Origin of the sequence: Planococcus massiliensis, assembly GCF_000821325.1 — a bacterium.
GTDB classification, from domain to species: Bacteria; Bacillota; Bacilli; order Bacillales_A; family Planococcaceae; genus Planococcus; species Planococcus ruber.
Genome location: NZ_CCXS01000001.1, coordinates 254,163 through 280,874 on the forward strand (window position 1 = coordinate 254,163; position 26,712 = coordinate 280,874).

At 46.1% G+C, this 26,712-nt stretch carries 27 protein-coding genes and 1 pseudogene; 24 read left to right on the forward strand and 4 right to left on the reverse strand.

The features are described from left to right. Window positions 1–10: 10 nt before the first annotated feature. The 24 genes and pseudogenes from BN1080_RS01235 (at window position 11) to BN1080_RS01345 (ending at window position 23,434) form a co-directional block, all read left to right on the forward strand. Window positions 11–496, forward strand: coding sequence for an acyl-CoA thioesterase (locus BN1080_RS01235; protein WP_052649788.1), 486 nt, complete (start codon window positions 11–13; stop codon window positions 494–496). Window position 497: 1 nt separating this feature from the next. Continuing rightward, window positions 498–2,780, forward strand: a complete 2,283-nt coding sequence (locus tag BN1080_RS01240; protein WP_052649790.1) for a ribonucleoside-diphosphate reductase subunit alpha — start codon at window positions 498–500, stop codon at window positions 2,778–2,780. Between the two features lie 12 nt (window positions 2,781–2,792). Continuing rightward, window positions 2,793–3,839: a ribonucleotide-diphosphate reductase subunit beta gene (locus tag BN1080_RS01245; protein WP_052649792.1), complete on the forward strand. Its 1,047-nt coding sequence runs from the start codon at window positions 2,793–2,795 to the stop codon at window positions 3,837–3,839. Beyond that, window positions 3,820–4,296, forward strand: coding sequence for a flavodoxin domain-containing protein (locus BN1080_RS01250; protein ID WP_052649794.1), 477 nt, complete (start codon window positions 3,820–3,822; stop codon window positions 4,294–4,296). The genes BN1080_RS01245 and BN1080_RS01250 overlap by 20 nt, the downstream gene beginning before the upstream one ends. Window positions 4,297–4,465: 169 nt before the next feature. Further along, entirely contained in the window at window positions 4,466–5,155 is a 690-nt protein-coding gene (locus BN1080_RS01255) for a GntR family transcriptional regulator (RefSeq protein WP_309296769.1), read from the forward strand. A gap of 81 nt (window positions 5,156–5,236) precedes the next feature. After that, window positions 5,237–6,238 carry a C4-dicarboxylate TRAP transporter substrate-binding protein gene (gene dctP / locus BN1080_RS01260; protein WP_052649796.1) on the forward strand — a complete coding sequence of 334 codons (1,002 nt, stop codon included), beginning with the start codon at window positions 5,237–5,239 and terminating at the stop codon, window positions 6,236–6,238. Between the two features lie 13 nt (window positions 6,239–6,251). Then, on the forward strand, window positions 6,252–6,731 hold the full coding sequence (locus tag BN1080_RS01265) for a TRAP transporter small permease (protein ID WP_199876568.1): 480 nt from the start codon (window positions 6,252–6,254) through the stop codon (window positions 6,729–6,731). Window positions 6,732–6,884: 153 nt separating this feature from the next. After that, window positions 6,885–8,165 carry a TRAP transporter large permease gene (locus tag BN1080_RS01270; RefSeq protein WP_052649800.1) on the forward strand — a complete coding sequence of 427 codons (1,281 nt, stop codon included), beginning with the start codon at window positions 6,885–6,887 and terminating at the stop codon, window positions 8,163–8,165. A 30-nt stretch (window positions 8,166–8,195) separates the two neighbouring features. Beyond that, window positions 8,196–8,954 carry an SDR family NAD(P)-dependent oxidoreductase gene (locus tag BN1080_RS01275; RefSeq protein ID WP_052649802.1) on the forward strand — a complete coding sequence of 253 codons (759 nt, stop codon included), beginning with the start codon at window positions 8,196–8,198 and terminating at the stop codon, window positions 8,952–8,954. A gap of 27 nt (window positions 8,955–8,981) precedes the next feature. After that, on the forward strand, window positions 8,982–10,385 hold the full coding sequence (gene uxaC / locus BN1080_RS01280) for a glucuronate isomerase (protein WP_052649803.1): 1,404 nt from the start codon (window positions 8,982–8,984) through the stop codon (window positions 10,383–10,385). Window positions 10,386–10,403: 18 nt separating this feature from the next. Continuing rightward, on the forward strand, window positions 10,404–11,474 hold the full coding sequence (uxuA, locus tag BN1080_RS01285) for a mannonate dehydratase (protein ID WP_052649805.1): 1,071 nt from the start codon (window positions 10,404–10,406) through the stop codon (window positions 11,472–11,474). 138 nt (window positions 11,475–11,612) lie between these two features. Next, complete coding sequence (locus tag BN1080_RS01290; RefSeq protein ID WP_052649806.1) at window positions 11,613–13,040, forward strand: FAD-binding oxidoreductase; 1,428 nt, start codon at window positions 11,613–11,615, stop codon at window positions 13,038–13,040. Further along, window positions 13,037–13,591, forward strand: a complete 555-nt coding sequence (locus BN1080_RS01295) for an MFS transporter (RefSeq protein ID WP_052649808.1) — start codon at window positions 13,037–13,039, stop codon at window positions 13,589–13,591. Before BN1080_RS01290 ends, BN1080_RS01295 begins: the two co-directional genes overlap by 4 nt. A gap of 106 nt (window positions 13,592–13,697) precedes the next feature. Continuing rightward, window positions 13,698–14,027: a PadR family transcriptional regulator gene (locus BN1080_RS01300; RefSeq protein WP_052649810.1), complete on the forward strand. Its 330-nt coding sequence runs from the start codon at window positions 13,698–13,700 to the stop codon at window positions 14,025–14,027. Beyond that, window positions 14,024–15,208: a DUF2812 domain-containing protein gene (locus BN1080_RS01305; protein ID WP_052649812.1), complete on the forward strand. Its 1,185-nt coding sequence runs from the start codon at window positions 14,024–14,026 to the stop codon at window positions 15,206–15,208. The genes BN1080_RS01300 and BN1080_RS01305 overlap by 4 nt, the downstream gene beginning before the upstream one ends. An 83-nt stretch (window positions 15,209–15,291) precedes the next feature. Next, window positions 15,292–15,915: an anthranilate synthase component II gene (locus BN1080_RS01310; RefSeq protein ID WP_052649814.1), complete on the forward strand. Its 624-nt coding sequence runs from the start codon at window positions 15,292–15,294 to the stop codon at window positions 15,913–15,915. Further along, window positions 15,893–17,629 (forward strand): aminodeoxychorismate synthase component I, encoded by a 1,737-nt coding sequence (gene pabB, locus BN1080_RS01315; protein ID WP_052649815.1) that lies wholly within the window; start codon window positions 15,893–15,895, stop codon window positions 17,627–17,629. The genes BN1080_RS01310 and pabB overlap by 23 nt, the downstream gene beginning before the upstream one ends. A gap of 139 nt (window positions 17,630–17,768) precedes the next feature. Continuing rightward, window positions 17,769–18,794, forward strand: coding sequence for a LytTR family transcriptional regulator DNA-binding domain-containing protein (locus BN1080_RS01320; RefSeq protein WP_052649817.1), 1,026 nt, complete (start codon window positions 17,769–17,771; stop codon window positions 18,792–18,794). A gap of 119 nt (window positions 18,795–18,913) precedes the next feature. Then, window positions 18,914–19,762, forward strand: coding sequence for an ABC transporter ATP-binding protein (locus BN1080_RS01325; protein ID WP_052649819.1), 849 nt, complete (start codon window positions 18,914–18,916; stop codon window positions 19,760–19,762). Continuing rightward, the gene (locus BN1080_RS01330) at window positions 19,759–20,466 is read left to right on the forward strand and encodes an ABC transporter permease (RefSeq protein WP_052649821.1); all 708 of its coding nucleotides are present in this window, start codon (window positions 19,759–19,761) and stop codon (window positions 20,464–20,466) included. Before BN1080_RS01325 ends, BN1080_RS01330 begins: the two co-directional genes overlap by 4 nt. 219 nt (window positions 20,467–20,685) lie before the next feature. Then, window positions 20,686–21,102: a hypothetical protein gene (locus BN1080_RS01335; protein WP_199876569.1), complete on the forward strand. Its 417-nt coding sequence runs from the start codon at window positions 20,686–20,688 to the stop codon at window positions 21,100–21,102. Between the two features lie 73 nt (window positions 21,103–21,175). Then, a pseudogene (locus tag BN1080_RS17305) lies at window positions 21,176–21,268 on the forward strand (N-acetyltransferase); the annotation flags it as partial. Between the two features lie 290 nt (window positions 21,269–21,558). Beyond that, the gene (locus BN1080_RS01340; RefSeq protein ID WP_052649825.1) at window positions 21,559–22,629 is read left to right on the forward strand and encodes a protease-associated domain-containing protein; all 1,071 of its coding nucleotides are present in this window, start codon (window positions 21,559–21,561) and stop codon (window positions 22,627–22,629) included. A gap of 100 nt (window positions 22,630–22,729) precedes the next feature. After that, window positions 22,730–23,434 (forward strand): aspartate/glutamate racemase family protein, encoded by a 705-nt coding sequence (locus BN1080_RS01345; RefSeq protein ID WP_052649826.1) that lies wholly within the window; start codon window positions 22,730–22,732, stop codon window positions 23,432–23,434. Between the two features lie 60 nt (window positions 23,435–23,494). Here BN1080_RS01345 and BN1080_RS01350 read toward each other — a convergent pair whose 3' ends face one another. The 4 genes from BN1080_RS01350 to phnD are packed head-to-tail and all read right to left on the reverse strand — an operon-like array spanning window position 23,495 to window position 26,613. Continuing rightward, a complete protein-coding gene (locus tag BN1080_RS01350) occupies window positions 23,495–24,094 on the reverse strand; it encodes a polysaccharide deacetylase family protein (protein WP_234398903.1) in 600 nt (199 codons plus the stop codon). A 59-nt stretch (window positions 24,095–24,153) separates the two neighbouring features. Then, window positions 24,154–24,924: a phosphonate ABC transporter ATP-binding protein gene (phnC, locus tag BN1080_RS01355; protein WP_052649828.1), complete on the reverse strand. Its 771-nt coding sequence runs from the start codon at window positions 24,922–24,924 to the stop codon at window positions 24,154–24,156. Window positions 24,925–24,937: 13 nt separating this feature from the next. After that, window positions 24,938–25,693, reverse strand: coding sequence for a phosphonate ABC transporter, permease protein PhnE (gene phnE, locus BN1080_RS01360; RefSeq protein WP_052649829.1), 756 nt, complete (start codon window positions 25,691–25,693; stop codon window positions 24,938–24,940). A gap of 11 nt (window positions 25,694–25,704) precedes the next feature. After that, a complete protein-coding gene (phnD, locus tag BN1080_RS01365; RefSeq protein ID WP_052649831.1) occupies window positions 25,705–26,613 on the reverse strand; it encodes a phosphate/phosphite/phosphonate ABC transporter substrate-binding protein in 909 nt (302 codons plus the stop codon). Window positions 26,614–26,712: the final 99 nt, after the last annotated feature.

Here is a 26,712-nt window from a genome sequence, read left to right on the forward strand (position 1 = left end):
TTGAGCTGCAATGGAGAAACGAATTTCAGCAAGCATTTCACGGACAGTGCAAACAAGGCTCGTGCTGCCGCCCGACACGAACCATATGGGGACGATATTCGGCGGAACGGTACTTGCCTATATTGATGAAATTGCGGCAATTACCGCTATGAAACATAGCGGGAGAGCAGTAGTGACCGCTTCGATCGATACAGTGAACTTTTTATCCTCCGCTACAGTCGGAAATGTGCTGCATTTGGAAGGCGTGGTGATTTCCACGGGCCGCACATCTATGGAAGTTTACGTAAAAGCGGAATGCCAAAACATTGAAACAACTGAAAAAACCTTGACGACAACTGCGATTTTGACGATGGTGGCTGTCGATGAGAAAGGCAAACCGACGCCGGTGCCGGCAGTGGTGCCGGAGAGCGAAAAAGAAAAACAATTATTCAAAAGCGCACAAGATCGGAAGCAGCAGCGCATGAAAATCAATGAATTTGCAAAGGAGCTGGTTTGAGATGAATCCCATCGTTTATTCGGAAAAAGACACAGTTGAAAAAGCCATCCGCCGGGCGGAAAAAATTTATAACTTGGATGTTGCACCTCTTCTCGCGAAACTGGAAACACTTGGACATGAAGCGAAAGCCGAACAATCGCTTATATATGCACTCAACCGGATTTCCATGGCAGAACCGGATTGGACATTTGTAGCGGCTGAACTGTATTTAGAAGAATTGTATGAAAAAGCTGCAAAGAACCGGAACTATCCGGCACAAGATAAATACGGCGACTTTTATAAGTTGGTGAAGAATTTAAGTGAAGTCGGCATCTATTCGAGCGACTTGATGGAAAGTTATTCCGAGGAAGAAATCAAGGAGCTGGGCAAGGAAATCGATGCTGAGCGGGACTTGCTGTTCAATTATATCGGCCTGTTTTTATTGGCAGACCGCTATGTGGCGAAGGATTATGAAGGAAATATCCACGAATTGCCGCAGGAGCGCTTCTTGGTCATCGCGATGACTTTGATGCAAAATGAACCGCAGGAAAAACGGCTAGATCTGGTAAAAGAAGCTTATTGGGCGATGAGCAACCTTTATATGACAGTGGCAACACCGACCTTGTCCAATGCCGGCAAGAGCTTCGGGCAGCTGTCTTCCTGCTTTATCGACACGGTGGACGATTCGCTCGATGGCATTTACTTAAATAACTGGGATATTGCCCGCCTGAGCAAAGACGGGGGCGGCATCGGCATTTACTACGGCAAAGTCCGTGCGCTTGGCTCTGACATCAAAAAATTCAAAGGCAATTCATCCGGGGTCATTCCGTGGATCCGCCTGCTCAATGACACGGCGGTCAGCGTGGACCAGCTTGGCCAGCGCCAAGGAGCAGTCGCAGTGTATCTCGATGTTTTCCATAAAGATATTATGAACGGCTTTTTGGATTTGAAAACGAACAACGGGGATGAGCGCCGAAAAGCGCATGACATTTTCACGGGAGTTTCGATACCGGATCTATTTATGGAAAAGTTGAATGAAAAAGATGACAACGGCCGGAGCATTGGCGAATGGCATACCTTCTGTCCGCATCAAGTTAAAAGCGTTATGGGCTGGAAAGATGAACACGGGACGGCACTTGGACTTGAGGATTTCTATGATGAAATCGATGTAAAGCATTTTACGGAAAAATACGAGGAAGCGGCAGCGAATCCGCTATTGCCGCGAAAAACTTACCGGGCGATGGATATCATGGCGCGCATTATGGTATCGCAGCTCGAAACCGGCACACCGTATATGTTCTACCGCGACGAAGTGAACCGGCAAAATCCGAATAAGCATTTGCGCGGAAAAGGGCGCACATCGATTTACTGCAGCAATTTATGTACAGAAATTGCGCAAAACATGTCGGCAACCACCATTACGAAAGAGTATACCGACGAAGACGGCAACCTGGTCATGATCCGCAAGCCAGGCGATTTCGTGGTCTGCAACTTGTCGTCGATCAACTTGCCGCGCGCCGTGAAAGCGGAAGTGCTGGAGCGTCTCATTCCGATTCAGATGCGCATGCTCGATAATGTCATCGACTTGAATACGATTTCTGTCGGGCAGGCGGATGCGACGAATAAAAAATTCCGGGCTGTTGGATTAGGAACTTTCGGATGGCACCATTTGCTCGCACTTGAAGGCATCCACTGGGAATCAGAAGAAGCTGTAAAGTTCGCTGATAAGTTATATGAAGAAATTGCCTACCATACGATCCGCTCTTCTATGGAACTTGCCAAGGAAAAAGGGGCTTACCGCGAGTTCAGCGGCTCGGAATGGCAGACAGGGGAGTATTTTAAACGCAAACAATACACAAGCGGCCGCTGGACCGGTCTGCAAAAAGAAATCACTGAGAACGGCGTTCGCAACGGCTGGATGATGGCAGTCGCGCCGAACTCGTCAACAGCAAAAATCGGCGGTTCAACGGACGGCATCGATCCATTGTACGCAGTCGAGTATGCAGAGGAAAAGAAAAACTTCAAATTCAAAGTGACAGCACCTGACTTGAACCACAATACGTACGATTACTACCGCCGTGCCCGCCATGTCCTGGACCAGAAATGGAGCATCCGCCAGAACGCGGCACGCCAGCGCCATATCGACCAAGGCATCAGTTTCAATTTGTATGTTCCGCATACGATCAAAGCAAAAGATTTGCTGGAAATGCATGTCGAAGCTTGGGCACAGGGGTTAAAAACGACTTATTATGTACGCAGCACATCACAGGCGGAAATTGAAGAATGTGAAGCTTGCCAAAGCTAAGGAGGAACGAATATGTCCATACATGCACCTTTATCCAAAATTAAGCTGCTTAATCCGGAACATCCGAATAAATCGACAGGCATCCTGAACGGCCAATCTTCCGGTTTATTGAATTGGAACGACATTGCCTACCCGCAAATGTATGATCTTTACCAGACGCTGTTGTCGAATTTCTGGAAAGCCCAGGAAATCAATATGCAGGATGACATCAAACAATGGGATAGCTTAACTGCAACCGAACAGGATGTATTCTTGCGGTTGAATACCCAATTAGCATCGCTCGACAGCCTGCAGACGCCAACGATGAGCCAAGTGATGGACTATGTGACCGACTCGAGCTTTAAAGCGATATTCGCTGTTATTGCCCAACAGGAAGCAGTCCATACGGAATCATATTCCTATATCCTCAGCTCATTGGTGGCAGTGAGCGAACAAAATGGACGCTTCGATCAAGCCAAAAGCGATCCGATTGTCCGTAAGCGCAACGAGCTGATCTTAGATGCTTACGAGGAATTCCGGCAAAATCCGACTGCCCAGAACCTCTTCAAGCTAAGCGTCAACTCCATCAACTTGGAAGGGATCTATTTCTACGCCGGCTTTGCTTTCTTCTATCATTTGGCGCGCCAGCAGAAAATGCTGAAGACCAGTACGATGATCAGCTACATCCAGCGCGATGAAATGCAGCACGCATATTTCATCGCCCAATTCATTCGCATCCTATTGACGGAAAATCCGGAATTGAACACAGATGAAAATATTGCTTATGTCTATGAAGCAATCGACAAAGCGGTTCAGCTGGAAAAGGAATGGGCTCACTATATTTTGGAAGGCATTGAAGGGCTCGACCTTCAGGAGTTTGAGGGCTATGTGGAATATTTGGCGAACAAGCGCCTGCGACAGCTAGGGCTCGACAATCTTTACGAAGAACGCAGCAATCCGATGCCGTGGATACAAGTATTTGGCGACGACATGATGAATGATACGAAATCCGACTTTTTCGAACAGAAATCCCGGACCTATTCGAAAGTGTCCCAGTCCAATGGATTCGACGAATTATAAGCCGAAAATCGCCGTCGTCTATGCATCAGTGACGGGCAATACGAAAGCTGTTGCAGAGATGATCGGGGAAGTCTTTCAAGCCAAAGAACTCGAACTCGAGTTGTGGCCAGCAAAAGATTTCGTCTTAACGGAACTTTCACGTTTTGACATCGTTCTGGTAGGCACCTATACATGGGGAAACGGCGAGGTTCCAAAAGAGCTTTACAGCTTGTTCGACGCTCTTGAAAACCAGGAGCGAAAGAATCTCGTAACCGCAGTGTTCGGAACCGGCGACAGTTTTTTTGCGGAATTCTGCGGAGCAGTAAACCGGTTTCGGGACATGCTGTTTGTCCACACCACGTTAGCAGCTACTTTAAAAATCGAATTGCAGCCCCAAAAAATAGATAAAATCCGCTGTGAAAAATTCATTGAAAGTGCATTAAAAAAGCACATAGAATTAAAAACAGGTAATACATGAGAATGTAGTATGAAAACAGACCCCTTACATTTAAGGGGTCTGTTTTTAGTTAATCCAAGTGAAATTATCGGAAAAGTCATTGAGACAGAATTGAAAAATAATTTAAAAAAATACTACCATACAAGTATGCTAATGTGGTAATATGGGTTTCAAGCAAAGGAGGGATTAAGTGCTGAATATCGATTCAACTAAGAAAATCAAAAGTTTTTCTACTAAAGACTACGTTTATGAAATATTGAGAGAAAATATCATTTCACTGGCTATCGAACCTGGCCAACAAATTTCGGAAAAAGAAATTTCGGATTTGCTGCAAGTTAGCAGGACGCCAGTTCGGGAAGCATTTGTTAAATTAGCGCAGGAAGAATTATTGGAAGTTTTCCCGCAGCGCGGCACGAAAATCGCCTTAATCGATTTATATCATGTCGAAGAAGCACGCTTTATTAGAGAACATTTGGAAAGAGCTACTGTACGAGTGGCCTGTGAAGATTTCCCGGAAGAAAAGTTGAAGGACTTGGAAGCCAACCTGCAATTGCAAAAGAAATGCGTGGCTGAAAAAAACTTTACCCGGCTTTTTGAACTGGATGAAGAATTTCATAAAATCATTGCCGAAGGAAGCGGAAAAGAGCGGATTTGGGCCTTGATCCAACAGATGAACGCCCACTTGAACCGGATTCGGATGTTGAGCCTGGCAGCCAACTATAATTGGGAATTGATTCTATCGCAGCATGAAAAGATCTTTACTGCCATTAAAGAGAAAAATGCCGACCTGGGAGAAAAAGCCATGGAGGAACATTTGAAAAAGCTTCTTTTCGAGCAGGAAAAACTGAAAAGCGAATACCAGCAATATTTTAAGCAATAAGCTTTTGGGACCAAATGTAAGCGCTTTAAATGGATGGATTTAAAAATTTTGCTATCCAATAAAACCAAGGGGGATTTACGGATGAAAAAACGCAGTATTATGTCAGCATTAATGATTTCTTCAGCTTTATTACTAGGGGCTTGCGGCGGTGAAAGCGCTGCCGAAGGGGACGACAAAGTCTATACACTGAAAGTCGGAACCGCTTTAGCTGAAACAGATCCGATTTATGAAGGATTGGTGGAGTGGAAAGATAGCGTAGCTGAGAAGACGGACGATAAAGTGAATATCGAAATTTTCGGCAACGGTTCGCTTGGAGATGACAAAGATATCCTGGAACAAGCAAAAGTGGGCACGAACGTGGCAGTTATCGTAGATGCTGGGCGTCTTGCTGAAATGGAGCCTGAAATGGGTATTTTGGCTGCTCCTTACGTAGCGGACAGCTACGATGAAGCGAGCAAAATTGTCCAATCGGATCTATTCAAAGGCTGGGAAGAAGAACTTGCACAAAACCATAACCTGAAAGTGCTTTCGTTCAACTGGTACCAAGGCGACCGCCACCTGTTGACGAATAAGAAAATTGAAAAGCCGGCAGATCTTAAAGGCTTGAAATTGCGTACACCGGGAGCGGAAATCTGGACAGAAACCATTTCTGCAATGGGAGCAAGCCCTTCAGGCATGGCCTTCTCAGAAGTTTATCCGGGGATCCAACAAGGAGTTATTGATGGAGCGGAAGCGCAGCATCCGGCCACTTATGGGGCGAATCTTCAAGAAGTCGTTAAATACATCACGAAAACGAGCCACTTCCAATTGTTGACGGGCATTGTAGCTGGAGCTGACTGGATGAATGGCCTGCCGGAAGAATATCAGGACATCGTCATTGAAGAATCGTTCAAAGCGGGAGAAGAAGCTTCAGAAAATACGATCGGCATGCTTGATGAATTCGAGCAGAAGATGATTGACGCAGGCGTAGAAGTCAATGAAGTGGACATCGAGCCATTTAAGGAAGCAACCAACACAGTTTATGAAAAATTCGACGGATACACAGAACTTCGTGAAGAAATCAATAAAATCCTAGGAAAATAAGTGAGTGATGAAAATGATAAAAAAAGTAGCTGGCGGCTATGCAAAATTCGAGAATTTTATTACTAATTTATTGATGATCGGTGTTGTAGCGTTTGTCTTTATCGCCTCAATCATGAGATGGGTGGGATTCCCCCTCTCATGGTCTGTGGAGTTTGCTCAATTCTTATTTGTTTGGGTCATTTTTTTAGGTGCCAATCGCTGTCTCCGGGAAGACCGCCACATTGGAGTGGATTTTTTCGTGAAAAAACTGAAGCCGAAAACAAAGGCTGTGCTAGAAATCATTATTAACGTATTGATTATGGCCTTCCTGGTTTTCCTGATCAATTTTGGAATCCAGTTAAGCATCGAAAACTCAGTGCGCTTAATCAGTAACCTTCCACTAAGTTATTCGTTTATCACAATGGCTGTGCCGATTGGAAGCATCTTAATGTTGATCACCCTGATTTTTAAAGTGGCACAGAAAATCAACGTTTTAAAAACAACATCTGTATAAATTGAATAAACGTTACGGATAGTCCGCTAAACTGCTTTGAAGTTATTGGCCGAATTCAATTCGGCCGATGGCTTTTCTTCGGGAAAAGCCTAAAGCAAAGAGCGATTTCTTTCGTTCAATTTTTACAGTCATTCAGAATAAGAGGTGGAAACCATGTTACTTGTCGCTGTTATATTTTTCGTTTTGCTCTTTTTGAATATGCCTGTGGCTTTTGCCATCGGTATTGCAAGTTTGTCATTCTTTATCTTGGAACCGAATTTGCCGGTTGAAATTACAACACAGCGAATGGTAGCGGGGACGCAGTCATTTCCATTGCTGGCGGTGCCTTTCTTCATTTTAGCCGGAAACTTGATGAACTCTTCTGGAATCACAAAACGGCTGATTCGCTTTTCCAATGCGTTAACTGGACATTTAGTCGGAAGCCTGGCGCACGTTTCCATCGTCCTTAGTACGATCATGGGCGGTGTTTCAGGATCGGCCAACGCGGATGCCGCGATGCAAAGCCGGATTCTGGGCCATCAAATGGTAGCAAGAGGCTATTCAGGCGGTTATTCGGCTGCCGTTATTGCCATCAGCTCATTGATCACAGCAACAATCCCGCCGAGTATCGGTTTGATCCTATACGGATACGTTGGCCAAGTGTCTATCGGCAAGCTCTTTTTAGCGGGAATCATTCCCGGTATTCTCATGATGATCGTATTGATGCTGGTTTCATACCTTGTCGCGAAAAAACGCGGATATGATCAAGATGAAAATATCAAACGAGCTACATTCAAAGAAGTAGCTGTTTCGTTCAAAGACAGTATTTGGGCATTATTATTCCCGGTCATTTTAGTCGTGGGAATTCGTTTCGGCATATTCACCGCTTCAGAAGCAGGAGCTTTTGCAGTGGTCTATGCCCTTGTAATCGGCTTCTTCGTTTATAAAGAATTGAACTGGAAGAACTTTATCGAATCCATTGAGCAGTCGGTTACCGATAATGCATCCATTCTTTTGATCATTTCCACATCATCTATTTTAGGTTTCTTGATTACATATGACCGTCTGCCGCAAAATGCCGCAGACTTCCTGATCGGCATTACGAGCAATGGCACATTGATGCTGCTGTTGATCTTGCTGTTCCTGGTCATCGCAGGGATGTTCATTGAATCTACCGTATTGGTTTTACTATTAACACCGATTTTCCTGCCGATTGTCACTCAAGTAGGGGTAGACCCAGTCCACTTTGGTATTTTGATGATGACAATCGTTACATTCGGGGGCATGACGCCGCCGGTCGGGGTCACGATGTATACGACAACTTCCATTATGAAAGTGCCGATTGAAGAATACATCAAAGAAGCTCTTCCGTTTATTGGAGGCGTAGTCGTATTGGTTCTGATCCTGGTATTCGTACCGGAAATTGTGACATTCATTCCTGATTTATTAATGTGAGGCAATTAAAACAACTGGAGGTCGAGCTTTATGTTTTCTTTTGAAGGAAAAGTGGTTTGGGTTACCGGCAGCAGTACGGGAATCGGAAGAGCGATTGCTGAGAAGTTTGCAGAATGCGGAGCAGCTGTCGTCGTTCACGGAAATTCCAACGCGGCAGAAGCTGAAATCACATTGAAAAATGTCCAGGATAAAGGCGCGAAAGCTCATTTGGTTATCGGCGACGTGACGGACCGCAAACAAGTGGATGAAATGGTTGAAGACATCAAAACCAAATTCGGCCGAATCGACATCCTCGTCAATAACGCCGGCACGATGGTCAAGCGTGCCAAAATTGAAGACCTGGAAATCGAAGCATTGGAAAAAATCATTAACATTAATTTCACTTCCGTATTCCATGTGACGCAAGCGGTCTTGCCGCTTATGAAGAAGAGCGGGCAAGGCAATATCATTAACATGACGTCAATTGCTGCACGAAACGGCGGCGGTGGAGGCGCAGTGGCTTATGCTGCTGCTAAAGGAGCGGTCAGCACATTTACAAGAGGGCTTGCAAAAGAACTGGCTGGAGACCGTATCCGGGTGAACGGAATAGCGCCGGGAATCATTACGACGCCGTTCCACGACCGCTATTCCACGGTGGAAATGAGAACGGCGATGGCGAACCAAGTGCCGCTTGGAAGAGAAGGCACGCCGGAAGAAATCGCTGGCACAGCCGTTTACCTGGCTTCTGACATCGCAGGCTATATAACCGGGGAAATCATCGAAGTGAACGGCGGATTATTGACAGACTGATCCGTTGTCCGCTGGAGGAGGGTTTGTATGAAAGCATTTATGGACGAGGATTTTCTATTGGAAACCGAAACGGCAAAAACTTTGTATCATGATTTTGCAAAAGACATGCCGATTTTTGACTATCATTGCCATTTGACTGCCAAGGAAATCGCAGAAAATAAAACTTTCGCCAATCTAGCGGAAATTTGGCTGGACGGCGACCATTACAAATGGCGCGCTTTGCGCAGCAACGGCGTACCGGAAGAATGGGTGACCGGGGAAGCTGATGACCGGGAGAAATTCCAGAAATGGGCGGAAACCGTTCCTTTCACATTGGGAAACCCGCTTTATCACTGGACGCATTTAGAGTTGAAGCGATATTTCGGCATTCACAAACCGCTCAGCCCGAAGACGGCTGATGAAATCTGGGAAGAAGGCAACGCGCTGCTTCAGACAGAAGCGTTTACCGCGCAGCAATTGATCAAGCGGTCGAATGTAAAAGGCTTGTGTACGACAGACGACCCTTTGGACGACTTGGCTTACCATAAGCAAATCAAAGAAGACGCATCGTTTGATGTCCATGTGTTGCCGACATTCCGGCCGGACGGCGCCTTGACAATCGAAAGCCCTGCATTCAAGGAATGGATTTCCAACCTGGAAAAGATTACAGGCTCAGAAGCAAAAACCTTCGCAGGCTTAGTCGAAGGATTGGAAGCACGGGTCCGGTATTTTCATGAGGCAGGCTGCCGCCTGTCCGACCATGGATTGGACTCGAACTTTTATCTGGAAGCAAGCGAAGCAGAAGTGGAACGCATTTTTGCAAAAGCTTTGGCGGGCTCCCCTTTGGAAAATGAGGAAATCGTCAAATACAAAACAGCCGTTATGAAAGCCCTAGGCAAAATGTATGCGCAGCACAGCTGGGCGATGCAATTGCATATCGGGGCGCTTAGAAGCAATAACCGGAAGAAATTAGAGGCCGTCGGGCCGAATACCGGCTTTGATTCGATTCATGATTTTACTTATGCGGAAGATTTATCGAATTTGCTGGATGCATTGGATTATGAAGGGGTATTGCCGAAGACGGTTATTTACAATCTCAATCCGCGGGATAACCATATGATCGCTTCCATGATCGGCAATTTCCAGGAAGAGATTCCGGGCAAAATTCAATTCGGTACGGCTTGGTGGTTCAATGACCAGCGCGACGGCATGGAAGAACAGATCAAAATTTTGGCGAATCATGGCTTGCTTGCCCGCTTCGTGGGCATGCTGACGGATTCGCGAAGCTTCTTGTCCTACACAAGACATGAGTATTTCAGAAGAATTCTTTGCAACATCGTTGGGAAATGGGTTGAAAACGGGGAATATCCTGCGGATTTCGACATTTTGGAGATCATTATAAAAGATATTTGCTACGGCAATATCGAAGCGTATTTAGCAATAGAGTCCTAGGATGATTGGGTGATAGACATGCAAATGGTATTTAGATGGTTTGGAGAAAACGACGATCACATTCCGCTTTCGAATATTAAACAGATACCGGGTGTGACAGGCATCGTCTGGGCACTGCATGACCAGGCGCCGGGCGACAAGTGGCCGCTGGATAAGATTCAGGCGGTGAAAACTGAAGCTGACAATTACGGATTCAATATAGATGTAGTGGAAAGCGTCAATATCCATGAAGATATTAAGCTTGGGCTGCCTTCGCGGGAGCAGTATATTGAAAATTACAAGGCGACAATTAAAGATTTGGCTTCTGTCGGCGTAAAGGTTATTTGCTATAACTTCATGCCGGTTTTTGACTGGATCCGCACGGATCTATTCGGAGAAGTCGGAGACGGTTCAACGGCTTTGTTCTACGAGAAAGCCAAAATCGATGCCATGAAGCCGGAAGAGCTGGTGGCAAATTTTCTTTCCAATGATGAATTTTCATTGCCCGGTTGGGAACCGGAACGCCTTGGGCAATTGGCGGAGTTGTTTGAAGCCTATCAGAACGTTTCAGAAGAAAAGCTATGGGACAATCTTCACTATTTCCTGGAGCAGGTCATTCCGGTAGCCGAAGAGAATGGCATCAAAATGGCCATTCATCCGGATGATCCGCCTTGGCCGATTTTCGGCTTGCCGAGAATCATCACAAATCAGGACAATATTAGACGGTTCCTGAATCTGGTGGACAGTCCGTCAAACGGCTTGACGTTTTGCAGCGGCTCACTCGGTGCCAATCCGGAAAACGATTTGATCAGCATCGTTAAAGAATTCGGCGAACGAATTCCTTTTGCGCACATCCGGAACCTAAAGCATTTCAGCAACGGAGATTTTATCGAATCCTCCCATAAAGCGAGCGATGGATCCGTAGACATTGTGGGCATTGTCAAAGCCTTCCATGAAATTGGATTTACCGGCTATACACGGCCTGACCATGGCCGCCACATTTGGGACGAAGTATGCCGTCCGGGCTACGGGCTATACGACCGTGCGCTTGGCATCATGTATTTATGGGGAATCTGGGATAGCCTGAGCGAAAAAGTAAAAGTGAACTAAAACCGATGTAGCCGAAACCACCAAGGAATTTTTCTTGGTGGTTTTATTTAGGGGAAATATCCAATATTCGCCATCCATTCAAGCCGGTTCGTGTAAAATAAAGGATAAGGATTTATGAAGGAGTCGATGTAAAACTTTATGAAACGCTATTTGATGCTTATTGCATACGTTCTTCTTTTCGCAGCATCGCTCTATTATTTTACGGAACAATCGGCTGGTCCGGTTGTAGAAGACCGCAGCCGGCTGTTGCCTGTAAAAATGAAAGCCATAAAAGCGGGAGACAGCTTTTCTGCCATCCAGCAAATTGTATGGGATGCGGACGCTGCCGGCGACGCGATCTCGATTGCCGGCATGCAGCATAGCCAGGGCGGACATACAGAATATCCTGACGGCATCCTTTTGGATATGAAACCGTATAATCAAATATTGGATTTCGACGAAGAACAGAAAACCATCACGGTCCAAAGCGGGGCTACCTGGGCGGATATTCAGGAACGGATCCATCCATACGGTTTAGCCTTGAAAGTCAGCCAATCGCAAAATATTTTCACGGTTGGCGGCTCCATCAGCGTGAATGCCCATGGCCTTGATATACGAAATCATGGGCTGATTGATACGATCGAATCCATGCGCCTCCTCGATGCAAATGGCGATATCCTGGAAATCAGTGAAGACCAAAATGCGGAGATGTTCAAAGCGGCAGTCGGCGGCTACGGCTTGATGGGGGTCATATTGGACGTAACGTTAAAGCTGACGGACGATGCGCTTTATCAAATCGAATCAGAACAGCTTTCTTACAAGGAGTACAGCGAGTACTTCAAAGAAAAAATTAAAGATGAAAACGTGAAAATGCACTTGGCGCGCATTTCCATTTCGCCGGAATCGTTCCTGGAAGAAATGTATGTGATGAATTACAGCGAAGCGGCAGAGCAGGACCTTTTGCGAGAGCCTGAGAAACTGAAAGAAGAGACATTGATTGCCGTGCCGAAATTCTTTTTAGGGCTTGCCCGATTGAATGATGAAGGGAAAGAAGCATTCTGGAAAACACAGAAAACCTATGCTAAATCAGTGAACGGGAAAAAGATTTCACGGAATAATGTCATGCGCTCCGATTCCGAATTTATGGAGTACAGCCATCCGAAAAATACGGAAGTGCTGCAAGAATATTTTGTCCCGGTGGACAATTTTGAAGCCTATATCGACGATCTAAGAAAAACTTTAGCCAAGGAAGAATCGTTTAATTTATTGAACATCACGATCCGCTACGTCGAGGAAAATGAGAAAGCTGTGCTGTCCTATGCGAAACAAGATATGTTTTCTCTTGTCCTGTTAATCAATCAGGGAACCGACAGCGAAAGCATTGAAGATACTGGGAGAGTCATCCGCAACATGATTGATGTCACACTCGATCATGAAGGAAGCTACTACTTGCCGTATTATGGTTATCCAACGAAAGAACAGATGGCGGAAGCTTATCCAAGAACGAAAGAATTTTTTGAGCTGAAAAGAAAATACGATCCGGAAGAGCGGTTTATGAACCTTTTCTATGAGGAGTACAAGCAATGAACTACCAACGATTTATCGTCTACCAAGGCGCAATTGGCATGGCTTCGACCATGATTTTCCCTTTTTATATTTTAATGATCAACAACGTCGGAAATTCGTATTCACAGTTTGGCTGGGCGTATGGGCTGTTTGCATTGACGGCTGCGATTTGTTATCCGTTTATCGGTAAACTGGCAGACAAAGTGGGCGATAAGTGGCTGCTTGGCGTTTATTCGTGGGGGATGGCGCTGACGCTGTTGTTTTTCCCGCTGGCCAATGAAATCTGGCATGTCTATATTCTTCAAGTAATGATGGGCATCTTTGGAGCCGTGCAACGAAATTCCGAGAAAACGGTGCTCGCAAGGCGTGTCAGTAAAGAGACCGCAGGGAAAGAAATTGGCAAATACCATATCTGGACCTCCATTGCTGCGGCAGCGGCTGTGATCGGAACAGGCTATCTGGTAGACTTTTTCACCATCTCGAGCATTTTTTATATTGCTTCCGCTGTTTTTGCCTGGAGCGGATTTCTCGTCATGAAAAAAGAAAAGGGACTGTCCAGTTTGATGGAATAAGCCGATTGCCAAGAGCAGTCGGCTTTTTTATTTGAAGTTTTATTGTCTAATATGTCACGACGTGATATAGTCATGGTGTGACATAGTCTGGAAAGAAGGAATTTTAATGAATGCGGATAAAGTTATGAAAAAATACATCCCGATGACAGAAACGGCGTTTTACATCCTGTTGTCGCTGACAGAGCCGCGGCATGGCTACGGCATCGTCAAGCATGTCGAAGAGATTTCAGGCACCCGGCTGCATCTAGGTTCAGGAACTGTCTACGGCACATTGACGAAGATGCAGAAAGACGGTGTCATTACGGTATTTGCCGACGAAGAACGAAAAACACTTTATGAAATGACGGATCTTGGCAAACAATTAATCCTTGCAGAAATCGGCAGGCTGAAGGAACTTCATCAGAATGCCGTGAAATACGAGGGGGACTTTTTATGAAAAAAATAATAAAACCGTTTTGGAGCTATGACGTTGAACAAACAGAGGATTGGCTGCAAGAAATGGCTGAGCAAGGATACATTCTGAAAAAATTAAACAGAGCATCACGGACTTTCTATTTTGAGCAGGCCGCACCGCAGAACCTTTCATACCAGATCAGCTTTGATCGAAATCAGGGGCCGGTCCTTGCTTCCCGTTTCATAGAAAACGGCTGGACGATTGCCGCGGCAAGCGGCAAATGGCAGATCCTTCAAAACAGCAATTCGGCAAATGAAATCAAAGCAGTGCCAGTCCGCCAAGGCGTCATCACCCATAACCGGAATGTTTCCTTTGTTTTCTTTGGCCTTCTTTTTTATTTGCTGGGTGTGCTGCTGGCGAACTTGTCGTCGCTTGTTTCCTCCTGGCTGCAAGACGGAACTGTCGCAGTGGAACCAAGTCCGCTATGGGCGATTACCTATCTGTTTCTGGCGCTGACACTTGGAGCCATCGGCCTGGCCATCTACTCGATTGTTAAAATTAAAAAATCCAATCAGGCGATGCTGCAAAAAGAATCCGGGATAGCTGCTGCAAAATGGAAGAGCAGCCAGCCAACTCTGGAAATCCCGGAATCCTCTGGCCGCTTTGTGAAAAAGGTCAAGCTTGGCTGGATGTATGCTCCTGACCGCTTGGAAAGCTGGCTCGAAAAGATGGAGCAGCAAGGCTATCAGCTGCATCACGTCGGGACGATTGGGACCGTGTTTTATTTTGTAAAAGGTGAACCCCGGCGCATGAGCTATCACGCTGAATACATGAGCACGGTTGAAAGCAGTTATTTCTCGATTTATGAAGACGCCGGATGGCTGAAAATTTTTGAATCCTGGTCGGCAATGGAAAAATGGGTGATTTGGTGCCGCGAATATAAAGAAGGCGAAGAAAAACCCCGGATTTATTCGGAAGGAAGCAGCCATTTAAAACGGGCGCGCCGAATGGCCGGCCTTTACACGGTGCTGTTTTTGCCGCTGCTGTTCATCTATGCAGTGAACGCCAATCGGGAATTTCAGGAGTTCATCAACGAAGGCGCCGCGCTTTCTTTGTTCGGGCTGCTCCCGGCCATTGCCTTTGTCTTATTCCTTAGCTTCATTTACCGGATGTGGGCGTATTATATCCGGTTGAGAAAAAATTATTCCGTTTTCCATCGTTAAAACGGGCAAGCTTTAAAACTCGCTCTCCTTCTCAAACTGCCCGTATAATGAAGCTATCAACGATTCTTAGAAAGAGGTAAGCCATGATCATTGTCATCGATAACCATGACTCCTTTACGTACAACTTAGTCCATTATCTGGAACAATTCGATGCCGCGCTTTTGGTATTTCAAAACGAACAAATAACAGCAGCTGAAATAATAAAACTGGCGCCTGATCTAATTGTGCTTTCTCCAGGGCCGGGGCGTCCAAAACAGACGGGCGCAACAGGGGAAGTCCTCTCCGAGCTAAGCATGGAAGTTCCCATTCTTGGCGTCTGCCTGGGCCATCAAACCATCATTGAATATTTTGGAGGGACGGTCGTAAAAGGGCAGCAGCCGATGCACGGAAAGGTCTCCCTTATAAACCATAACGAAACAGGAGTGTTTGCAGGGGTTGCTTCGCCGACAAGTGTGGCGCGCTACCACTCGCTTGTGGCAGATGCGGCGAGTTTGCCGGAATGCCTGGAAGTGACAGCTAAGACAGAAGATGGGGTCGTGATGGGTATACGCCACCGTTCGCTGCCAATTACCGGCATCCAGTTCCACCCGGAATCCGTGAAAACCTTGGAAGGCTTTCAGATGCTGAAGAACTGTTATGAACAGGGAGTCGCTTGGAAAAAAGACCGGCAGGGAGAGTCAGCGGATGAATCCATATTTGCTTTTTGAATTTCGCAACAGCGAAGGAAAGATTGAACCGAAGGTTTTTACGGATCCGGTCGAAATTTTACAGACAGAACGTTTGGAAGAAATTCCTTTGATGATGGAGAAGATTGAGACTGCCCTCCAAAAAGGATTTTACGCGGCAGGCTATTTGTCTTATGAAGCAGCACCTGCATTCAACTCGGCAATGAAAGTGAATAAGTCGGCTGAAATGCCTCTGGCCTGGTTTGGGATCTTTGATCAAGTCCATGCGCAGCAGGCCGAATTTCAGGAAGAAGAATACAGCGTATCCGATTGGAAAATGGCCAGCTCGAAAAGCCTTTATAAAGAAGGCATCAGCCGGATTAAAACGGCCATTGAAGAAGGGCATACGTATCAAGTCAATTACACCGAACGGCTGCATGCCGATTTTACGGGGAGCGACCGTTCTTTTTACCGCCAATTGGCCCGCAATCAGCAGGCAGATTACGCCGCTTATCTGGATTTAGGGAAGCATCGGATCCTGTCGGCATCGCCCGAATTGTTTTTCCGTATAAAAGACGGGACCATCGAGGCAAAACCGATGAAAGGCACTGCGAAAAGAGGGCGCACCCTAGCGGAGGATAAGGCAAAAGCGGATGAATTGCTGGCTTCCGAAAAAGAGCAGGCGGAAAATTTAATGATCGTTGATTTGCTGCGAAATGATATGAGCCGGTTGGCGAAAAAAGGAACGGTCCACGTATCGGATCTTTATAAAGTGGAGACATACCCGACGGTGCACCAGTTAACTTCGACCGTTAAAGCAGAGCTGCAGGATTCCCTGGCCGTCTTTGATTGGTTTACCGCTTTGTTTCCTTGCGGATCGATCACCGGGGCGCCAAAAGTCAGTACGATGGAATACATTGCAGCGCTTGAACAAACTGCCCGGGATGTGTACTGCGGAGCCATCGGATTCATCACGCCTGAAAAAGAGGCGATCTTCAATGTGCCGATCCGCACGGTCGTCATCGATGCGGAGAAAGAGACGGCGCGCTACGGTGTCGGAGGCGGAATTACCTGGGATTCGACGTCGGAAGGCGAATATCAGGAATTGTACGCGAAAGCAGAAGTGCTGACAGCCAGGCGCCCAGAGTTTCAACTGCTCGAATCGTTGAGGCTGGAAGATGGAAAATACCCTTTGATCGACTACCATATGGAACGGATGAAGAATTCTGCCGCGTATTTTTATTTCCCGGGAAATGAAAAAAAGCTTCGCAAGCAGTTGAAAGAATGCGCCAAAGCGCATCCGAAAGGTGTCTATAAAGTAAGGCTGCTGCTAAGCAAGACGGGGGAAATAGCAGTAGAGGCGCAGAAAATCACGCCGATAAAGGAGCCGGTTCTCTGTCAATTGGCCCTCGAACCGGTAAATAGCCAAAACCCTTTCCTTTTTCATAAAACAACGCACCGGGAAATTTATGAACAGCACGAATCCGAGGTAGAGGGCGTCTTTACCGTCCTTTTATGGAATGAACAGGGACAGCTGACGGAGTTTGCCATTGGCAATCTTGTCGTGGAGATGAATGGCCGCCTGTATACGCCGCCGGTTGAAAATGGTTTGTTGGTGGGCACGTATCGGCAATTTCTTCTCGACACCGGCAAAATCGAAGAAAAAGAGATTCATAAAAACGACCTGGCAGAATGTGATGCCATCTGGTTTATCAATAGTGTGCGCGGATGGCTTAAAACGAAAATCATTCAATAATTGATCGAAAAAAGCTGCAGAAGCGAAATTCTGCAGCTTTTTTATTGTTGCGGTGAATCGAATAGCCGATTCTTCAACAGGAAAAATTTTGCTATAATTTTATTATTGAGAAAATACAAGCAAGAGAAGAGGTCATCACATGGCACTGGCATTTATTGAGGCGGCGAAGCATAAAAACGATGCATTGGTATTTCCTGCATTCAATTTGTCCTTAGCTGCAGGGGAAGTTTTGGCAATATATTCGAATGTGAACATTCGATCCCAGCTGATGGAATTGCTTTTAGAGAGGAGTTCGCTCTCCCAAGGGAAAATTGAGTTGGCAGGACAGGCGTTAGGCCGAAAATCCGTGAAAATGGGATTTCTATTCTTAAACGATGGCGTATACAAAAGACTGACGGTGTTAGAAGCCTTGCGCTTTTATAAAAACCTTCATAGTTCCTCGGATAAAGTGGACGAGGTCCTTCGGAAAGTCCAGCTGGAGCCGAAGAAAAAAACAAAACTTGAAAAATTGACCCCTTCTGAGCAGCGGCGCATTCAATTGGCCGCGCTGTATTTCCAGAACCCTGACGTTTGGGTGATGGAAGAGCCGGACCAAAACCTGGATATGGAATCAAAGCGGATTTTCCTTTCGCTGTTAAATGAACTTCGGGCAGCGGGGAAGTCTGTTTTTATCTTATCGGGAAACCTGGAAAACGCTGTAACTGCAGCAGATCGCGTATATCGGCTTGATGAAAATGGCCTTTATCAAATCCAAACCTTAGAGGAAGAGCCGGAAGCTGCAGAAGAAGCGGAAGAATCGGCGGCAATAGAGAGCATGCAGCCAATTCGTTTTGAAAAGATCCCGACCAAAGTGAATGAAAAGATTGTTTTGTTTGATCCGCCCGAAATCGATTACATCGAAAGTTCCGAAGGGCAGTCCTTTTTATACGTTAAAGGGGAAGCATTCCCCAGCTATTTTACATTGAGCGAACTTGAACAGCGTTTATTGCCATATGGGTTTTTCCGCTGCCATCGTTCCTATATTGTGAATCTTCAAAAGGTGCGGGAAGTGATTACTTGGACGCGAAACAGCTATAGCCTTGTTTTAGAAGATGCAAAAAAGTCATCGATTCCTTTGTCAAAAAGCAAAATGACCGAGTTAAAGGGAATATTGGGCATGAAATAGGCTCCATTCACCCCGAAAATCACTCCTTTCACCCTAAATATGATGTGCCATCTGTCTTTTCCCTTTAATCTGAAATCAGCAACAGGCAGAAGCCGAAACCGATTCAGGAGGAATGACGAATGGAAAATATCATTGAAGTGAACACGATGGCCAAAATCTTTGCCAACCAGCCGGCAATTGAGGATTTGAGTTTTGCGGTAAAACGGGGAGAGATCTTCGGTTTCCTCGGACCAAGCGGATCCGGGAAGACCACAACGATCAAAATCCTTACCGGCCAGTTGGAGCCGACTGCAGGGAGCGCGACAGTCTTTGGAGAATCCATCTCCAAATTGAAGAAGCCGGAATATCGCCAGCGCTTCGGTGTCCTTACCGACAACAGCGGCTTGTATAAAAGAATGACGGTATACGAAAACTTGAAATTATACTGTGAACTGTACGGCATGCCCCTCAGCAAGATCGATGAGGTGCTGGAATCGGTCAACCTGCAGGAAGACCGGAAGAAAAAAGTTTCCGCTTTATCGAAAGGGATGACGCAGCGTGTGCTTTTGGCTCGTACACTGCTCCATGCACCGGAGCTGCTGTTTTTGGACGAACCGACTTCAGCGCTTGACCCGGTCAATACCCGCCATATCTACAAAGGGCTCCGGGCCCTGAATGAAAAAGGGACGACGATTTTCCTGACTACGCATGATATGGAAGAAGCGGATACTTTATGCGACCGGGTGGCTTTCCTGAACAAAGGGAAAATCCAGTTGATGGATACACCGGATCAGCTGAAGAAGCGCTATGCGGACGGCACGATGACAGTCGAATTGAAAAATGAAGAAAAAGTGGTGCTGTCTACAGGTACGGAAGATGCGAAGGTTTTGTATGAATACATGAAAAACGGCAAAGTCGCCACCATCCATTCCAACGAACCGACACTCGGCGATATTTTTGTAAAAGCGACAGGGAGGGTATTAGCATGAACCAATCAATCAAACGGGTAAATGCAATTTTCCAAAAGGATTTTAAAGATTTTTCTCGGAATCTAGCGGTTTCGGTCGTCCTCTTTATGCCATTATTTGTAGCGGCACTTTATGGGCGCATGGGCATCGATACGCTTGATGCGCATTATATGATCATTAACTTGACGTTTGCCATGGTCGCAACTTTTGTCCAGTGCTGCCTGATCGCCGAGGAAAAAGAACAGAATACGCTTCGCGGCTTAATGCTGTCGCCGGCAAGCACGGCAGAAATCCTCAGCGGCAAAAGCTTGCTGACGTTTGTCCTGACGATCTTGGTTATAGCAGTGGGCGCCTTATTTTCCGAATATCAGCCGGAGAACCTGCTGATTGTGTCGCTTGCGATTGTCTTGTCATCGTTTTTCTACATCGCGCTAGGCACACTGCTTGGCTTATGGGCAAAATCCGTGATGGAAGCCTCAGTCATCATCTTGCCGGTTCTCGGAATTTTCTCGTTCGGTTCCTTTTTATTGCCTTTGGCAGAGAAGTACCCTGTCTTGGGCGTGGTGGAATATTTGCCGAGTGTGCAGTTGATTGAAATTGCAACGAAAGTGGAAAATGGTGCAGGCTTCAGTGAGACGGCAGCGCAATTTGGCATCATTTTGGTCTGGACAGCAGCAGCAGCCGTTTTGACGGCCGTCGTTTATAAAAAGCGAATGGTCGATTAAAAAGTGTTTACAGAAAACGAATAATGGGAATAAAACGAATACCCTCTTTTTTATAAAACAGTTTAATAATAAGGCAGGATGTAACAGACAATAGAGCTGTAAACAACGCCGCGAAGAATTCTCGAGGATTCTTTACGGCGTTTTTTTGTGTCTTTTATTCGATCAGCAGGCAGTGGCCATGGAAAAAGGCTTTGAAAAAACCCTTAGGAGATGATCTACATGGACCGGTTGGAGCAAGTAGGCGAAAAAGTTGGAATGGTGATGGATGCAGAAATCGAATGGATGGGTGGGGAATGCATCATCAAGAAGCAGCGGACATTGGAAATACGCTCAAACGATTCCCGTTTCTATTGCACCTTGGATCTTGATATCTCATTTGATCATTTGGATGCAGACGGCTCCGCTGACAATAAAGCGGAAATCTATCTTTTGCCGGAAGAATATCCTGCTTTTTTGAACCGATTAAGAAACTATCCGATTGCGTTGCCGACAAATTACCGGCAGCGATTGGTGGCCAATCCGAACATTGTCTGCGTTTATATGAAATCAAAAGAGCCGCCTGAATTTTTCGCGGAGCGGCTGGCGGCAGCTTTGGAAATTATCGAGCAGTTGGACGGGCAAATCTATATGAATTGACGGCAGATAAAATCGATGAATCCAGGATGATCAAATGCTGGATAAGTACAAGTAATCATGTGAAAAAATCGCCATGGGATTATTGTCGTTCATGCCGCAGGAGAAAAACTTGAAAACTTTGCGCCAAACGCTGCTTCGCTATGAAGAAAATTCAGCGTGGCAATTGTGTTGTGTACGCTGGGAGTAAACGAATGGAAAGGCTGCAGCAGTGAATTTGCACATAATGGATCAAACCGTTCACATAAATAAAACCAAAAGGCGGATGGCAGGCAGCGCTATCTGTCTTTTTGATGATCGCTACAACAACTATAATCTAAATATTCTAAATTTTATTGTATTTTAGTAAAATTCCATTTATACTTAAAAATATTCCATCCAGAAAAAGCATTTCAAAATATTTACAATAAAGCGTACTGTTTTATGTTTACAACGATTTCATGGGAAAGGGGAATGGACATGGAGCGGATAAAAAAGGAAGTATTGGAAGCGGTTTCTGAACGCCAACTGCAATCGTTTAAGAGCCAGTTTATCAAAGAAACGGGTTTTCCTGTCGCGAAAGAGGAGCTTCGGAGCTTCCAATATGCCAAGGAAGTGCTGGAGATTCTAGGAGTAGAAACAAAGTTGAGTTTTCATGACAGCTTTGTCAGTTTGCCGATCCATGCCCGTTTGTCCTTGCAAGGTGAAGAATTCCAGTGTTCAACACATGCGATGTCCACTTCTACTGGAGAAATCGGGTTGAATGGAAAGCTTCGCTATGTAAAACGGCTGGATGAAAATACAGCGGCTTCCAAAGAAATCGTTTTGACAGAAGGGACAGTTTCCCCGGGAGCAGTCCGAATGGCTGAAAAAGCAGGAGCCAAAGCGGTAATTTTCATTGAAAGCGAAACGGTTCGGAAAGCGCTGTCTGTAGATGGCGCAGAAGACAATGCCAATAGTGCCCCTCATTATTTTTCAAGCATCCCGGTTTTATTGATGAATGAAAACGAAGGGGACAAGCTGAAGAATAGCTGGTCCCAAGCGGCAGGAGAGCCTTGCTGTTGGCTGATGACCGAAGTTGAAACAGGCTGGAGGGAAGTTCCGACGCTGACAGCTGAAATCAGAAATCCGGTTTCCGCGGATTTTATCCAAGCCAGCAGCACGATCGATTCTGCAGAAAATGCTGGAACGAATGCCATCCTTTTAGAGATGGCACGGGTCTTATCTTCGCAGAATCTTTTTTTCGATAAATCAATCCGCCTTCTCTTTTTATCCAAACATTATCAAGTTTCGTGGGAAGAACAGCAAAGTGAATGCCTGCTGCATCTTCACCTTGATGACAGGCACCACGAAGGCTTCGAGCTGAGAAAAGGGAGTCTCCCTGCAGCCGCAAGGGCTTTGATTCAGGCAGAGCGGAACAGCCGAAAGTCTGGAATAACCCATTTGAAAGCAGATTGCCAACAGCATCTTGCCCTTATTCTCGAGGCCTGTACGGACCAATTGCCGTTTGCGCAGGAAACCGACGAAGAAGGATTTAAAGAAGCAAAATAAGAAGGAGGGGGAGAATTTTACTATTCTTCCCCTATTTTTATGCCGGCAAAAGGGTATACACCAAGAGAGTGGGTTTTAGACGAGAGAAGGAGTGAATTGGATGAAGACATTAGGATTGATCGGCGGCACTGGCCCCGAGTCAACTGTTGAATATTATCAGGCGATTATTTCGAAATTCCAGGAGAAATCCGGTGATTCGGAAAATCTCCCGGAATTTCTGATTAACAGCATTAATATGTATAAGATTTTCGAGCTGCTGGAAAATGGCAGGACGGAAGAATTGACCGATTACTTAGCGGCTGCCATCCATCAAGTAGAAAGAGCGGGTGCAGACTTTGCGGTTCTTGCAGCCAATACGCCGCATATTGTGTTTGATCAAGTGCAATCGAAAGTGAAGATTCCGCTGATCAGCATTGTGGAAGAAACGGCAGAAAAAACGCGCCAGCTCAATATTAAAAATGTCGGGCTGCTTGGAACGAAGTTCACGATGGAAAATAATTTTTTCGTCCGGCCATTTGAAGAGAGCAGCATCCAATTGCAGATGCCGAATGAAGAAGAGCAGCAATACATCCATGAGAAAATCGTTAAGGAATTGGAGAAAGGCATCGTTGAGCCGGATACAAAAGAACGGTTCCTGGACATTGTTGCCAAGATGGAGGAGCGCGATGGAATCGAAGGGATTATTCTCGGCTGCACCGAATTGCCGATGATCATCAAGCCGGAAGATACAAATATGCATCAGTTGAACACGACGGATATTCATGTGGACGCGATTGTAGCGGCTATTTTGGAAATGGAGAAATAAAAGGGCCTGGAACTTTGAAAAATGACAAAGTTCCAGGCCTTTTTTGGTTGGATAAATCTATTAGGCATCCAGCAATTTGAACGTATAGCCTTGCTCGCGTATCGCCCGGATTAACTCCGGCAGCATCTTAGCGGTGTGCTGAAGTTCATGGAGCAAAATGATTGCGCCGTCCTCTAAATTGTCGACAACGGTCGGCACAAGATCTTCCGGGTTCTTTTGAAGCTCCCAGTCCATAGAGGCCACCCGCCACATGACGGTTTTTAAATTCAATTCCCGTGCAGCCTTCAAGGTGCCGTCATTGAATTGGCCAAAAGGAGGACGGAAATAAACAGGTTCTGCCCCGGTGATTTCGCGGATCTTTAACGTGCTGTTTTGGATATCCCGATACTGTTCCTCGTAGGAAAGAGCCGTCAGGTTTTTATGTTTAACCGTATGGGTTCCAATTAAATGGCCTTCATCCAAAACTCTTTTCCAAGGGCGTTCCGGGTGGAGGAGGCGCGTCTGCCAAAAGAACGAAGCGGGCACATCCTCCTGTTTCAGGATATCCAGAATTTCGGGCAGCACCCGGCTTGGGCCGTCATCAAACGTAAGGGCGACCGATTTTACAGCTGGATCAGGCTTTAGGCTGGTCACAATTTCAGGGTTGGAAGAGCCGTACACGACTCTGGTGTAATCTACTGCTCAAGGGCTTTTAATCATCGAAAAAACTCCTTTTGATGTCAGATTTCAGCGCCAAAGTATGCATCGGCTGATTGGGATTCGTACGTTTCCTGATACTCGGATTCCTTGAAGTCTTTCGGAAGCCCGTCAAAAATCACTTTTCCGTCCTTTAATGCCACAATACGCGTCGCATAGCGCTTCGCCAGTTCGATGTCATGGACGTTGATAATGGTCAGCAGCCCAAGGCGTTCGTGCATTTCTTTCAAGAGCGTAAAGATGCGGTCAGACGTGCCAGGGTCCAAGCTTGCGACCGGTTCGTCGCCGAGCAAAACACGCGGCTGCTGGACAAGTGCCCGCGCAATGCCGACACGCTGTTTTTGGCCGCCGCTTAAATTCTCAATCCGGCGATTGGCCATTTCAGCCAGTCCAACTTCGGCGATGACGCTGTTGGCCTGCTTCAGTTCCTCTGCCGTAAACATGCCGAAAAGATTTTTAAAAGAATTGCGGTAGCCGAATGTCCCCGTCATGACATTTTGCAGCACGCTCAAACGGGGAATCAAATTGAAATGCTGAAAAATCATGCCCATTTCCCGGCGTATTTTCCGCAGTTCTTCTTCTTTGGCATGAGTGATGGTTTTTCCATCCAGAAGGATTTCTCCTCCGGTAGGCTTTTGCAAGCCATTAATGCAGCGGATAAAAGTCGATTTTCCCGCGCCGCTTTTTCCGAGAACACAGATAAAATCTCCTTTTTGAAGCGAAAGATTCACGTCCGAAAGCGACTCTTCTGTATTCCCGGCATAAAGCACCGATAAATTCCTTATTTCAATCATGATCCTGCCTCCTTCATATGATCCGCTTCCGAATGTAGCTGGCCAAAAAGTCAATGATGATGACCATGATCATGATGATCAATACATCGAGTGAGACGGAAGAGTATTGGAAGGTCTTGAAATCATTGAACAGCCGCTGCCCGATTCCGCCGCCGCCAATAAACCCGAGAATCAGGGAAGTGCGGATGGCCACTTCGAAGCGATAGAAAAATTGAGACAGCACATTCGGCCAAATCTGCGGCAAAATGCTGAAAAGGTTGGCTACCCAAGTTTTCGATCCGACGGCTTTCATCGCTTCTTGCGGACCGGGATCTGCCGCTTCGATCAATTCCGAAATCAGTTTGCCAAACACGCCGATGTTGTGGAACATAATCGCGATTACGGCAGGGAAGGGTCCAAGGCCTAAAGTGGTCAGCAAGATCAATCCGAATACAATTTCCGGAATCGAGCGCACAAAGCTCAGCGCAATCCGCGAAAATTGGAAAAGAATCGGCGAAGGCGATGTATTGCGCGCAGCCAAGAAGCTGATCGGCAAGGCAATGATCAAGCCGAAGACGCTCCCGAGAAACGCCATCGCCAAAGTTTCAAGCGTATCCTGCACCATATTCGGCAGCAGCGAGAAGTCCATCGGGAACCATTGCGACAGGAAATCGATCATATTGCGGAAATCCTTGAATTTCGACAGATCGAATTCCGTCAGCCGCATGCTGAAGAAAACCAGTAAGATCAGTATAGCTAATGTAAGGAAATTGCTTTTTTTAAACCACACCCGGATCAACTCTATTCTTTAATGATTCCTTGCTGGATTGCTGCTTGTTTAATGCTTTCATAATCTTCGTTTGATGCTTCAGTAAATCCGCTCGCTCCGAAAGCCCCTAAAATTTCAGGATCTTCGATCGCTAAGAACGTTTCCTGTAAAGTTTTGATCGTTTCATCGTCTGTGCTTTCAAGGACTGCCCAAGGGTATTGGAACAATTCTTCCGACTGCCAGATGGTTTTAAACTGTTCGCCGTCCACTTTGCCGGATTCCACCAGCTGATCGTAAATGGCGCTGTCAATCGCTGCTGCATCCACTTGTTTGTTCTGGACCGCTAAAGCCGTCGCATCGTGTGAACCTGTAAAGCGGACCGATGCAAATTTATTGTCATCTTCTGATTTGTAGATGCCTTGCTCCTGCAATTCAATCATCGGGATCAAAGCGCCTGATGTAGAGTTCGGGTCACCGAATGCAAAATTCGTTTCCCCGGCACTTGCCACCAAATCTTCCATGGAAGTCAACGGGCTGTCTTTATGGGTCACGATATAAGAATGGTAATAAGGGACGCCGTCGATCAACTGGGTAATGATCGCTTTGGCGTTGCTGTTCGCTTCCGCAATGACGTAAGTTAAAGGCCCTAAATAAGCCATATCGATCTGATCGTAATTCATGGCTTCTACTACGCCGTTATAGTCTGGGTAGACTTCAACGGAAACTTCGCGGTCAAGCTCTTCGCTGAGGAGCTTTTGAAGCTTTTTCATCGCCGTATCCATTTCACCTTCTGTTTGAACCGGAATAACGCCGATCGTGAAGGCGTCTTTCGCTTCTTCTTTGCTGCCTGAATCTGAGTTTTCTTCTTCTGAAGCATTGCCGCAGGCTGACAAAATCAATGCCAAGACCAATGCGAATGCCAATAAATTCCACTTTTTCAACTTGCACACCTCGTTTTTAGTATGGTTCCATTAAATTGGAAAACAAGGGCTCATCGAGAGCCCTTGCGGTTTAACTGTTCGGTTGCCGATTCAATTTCA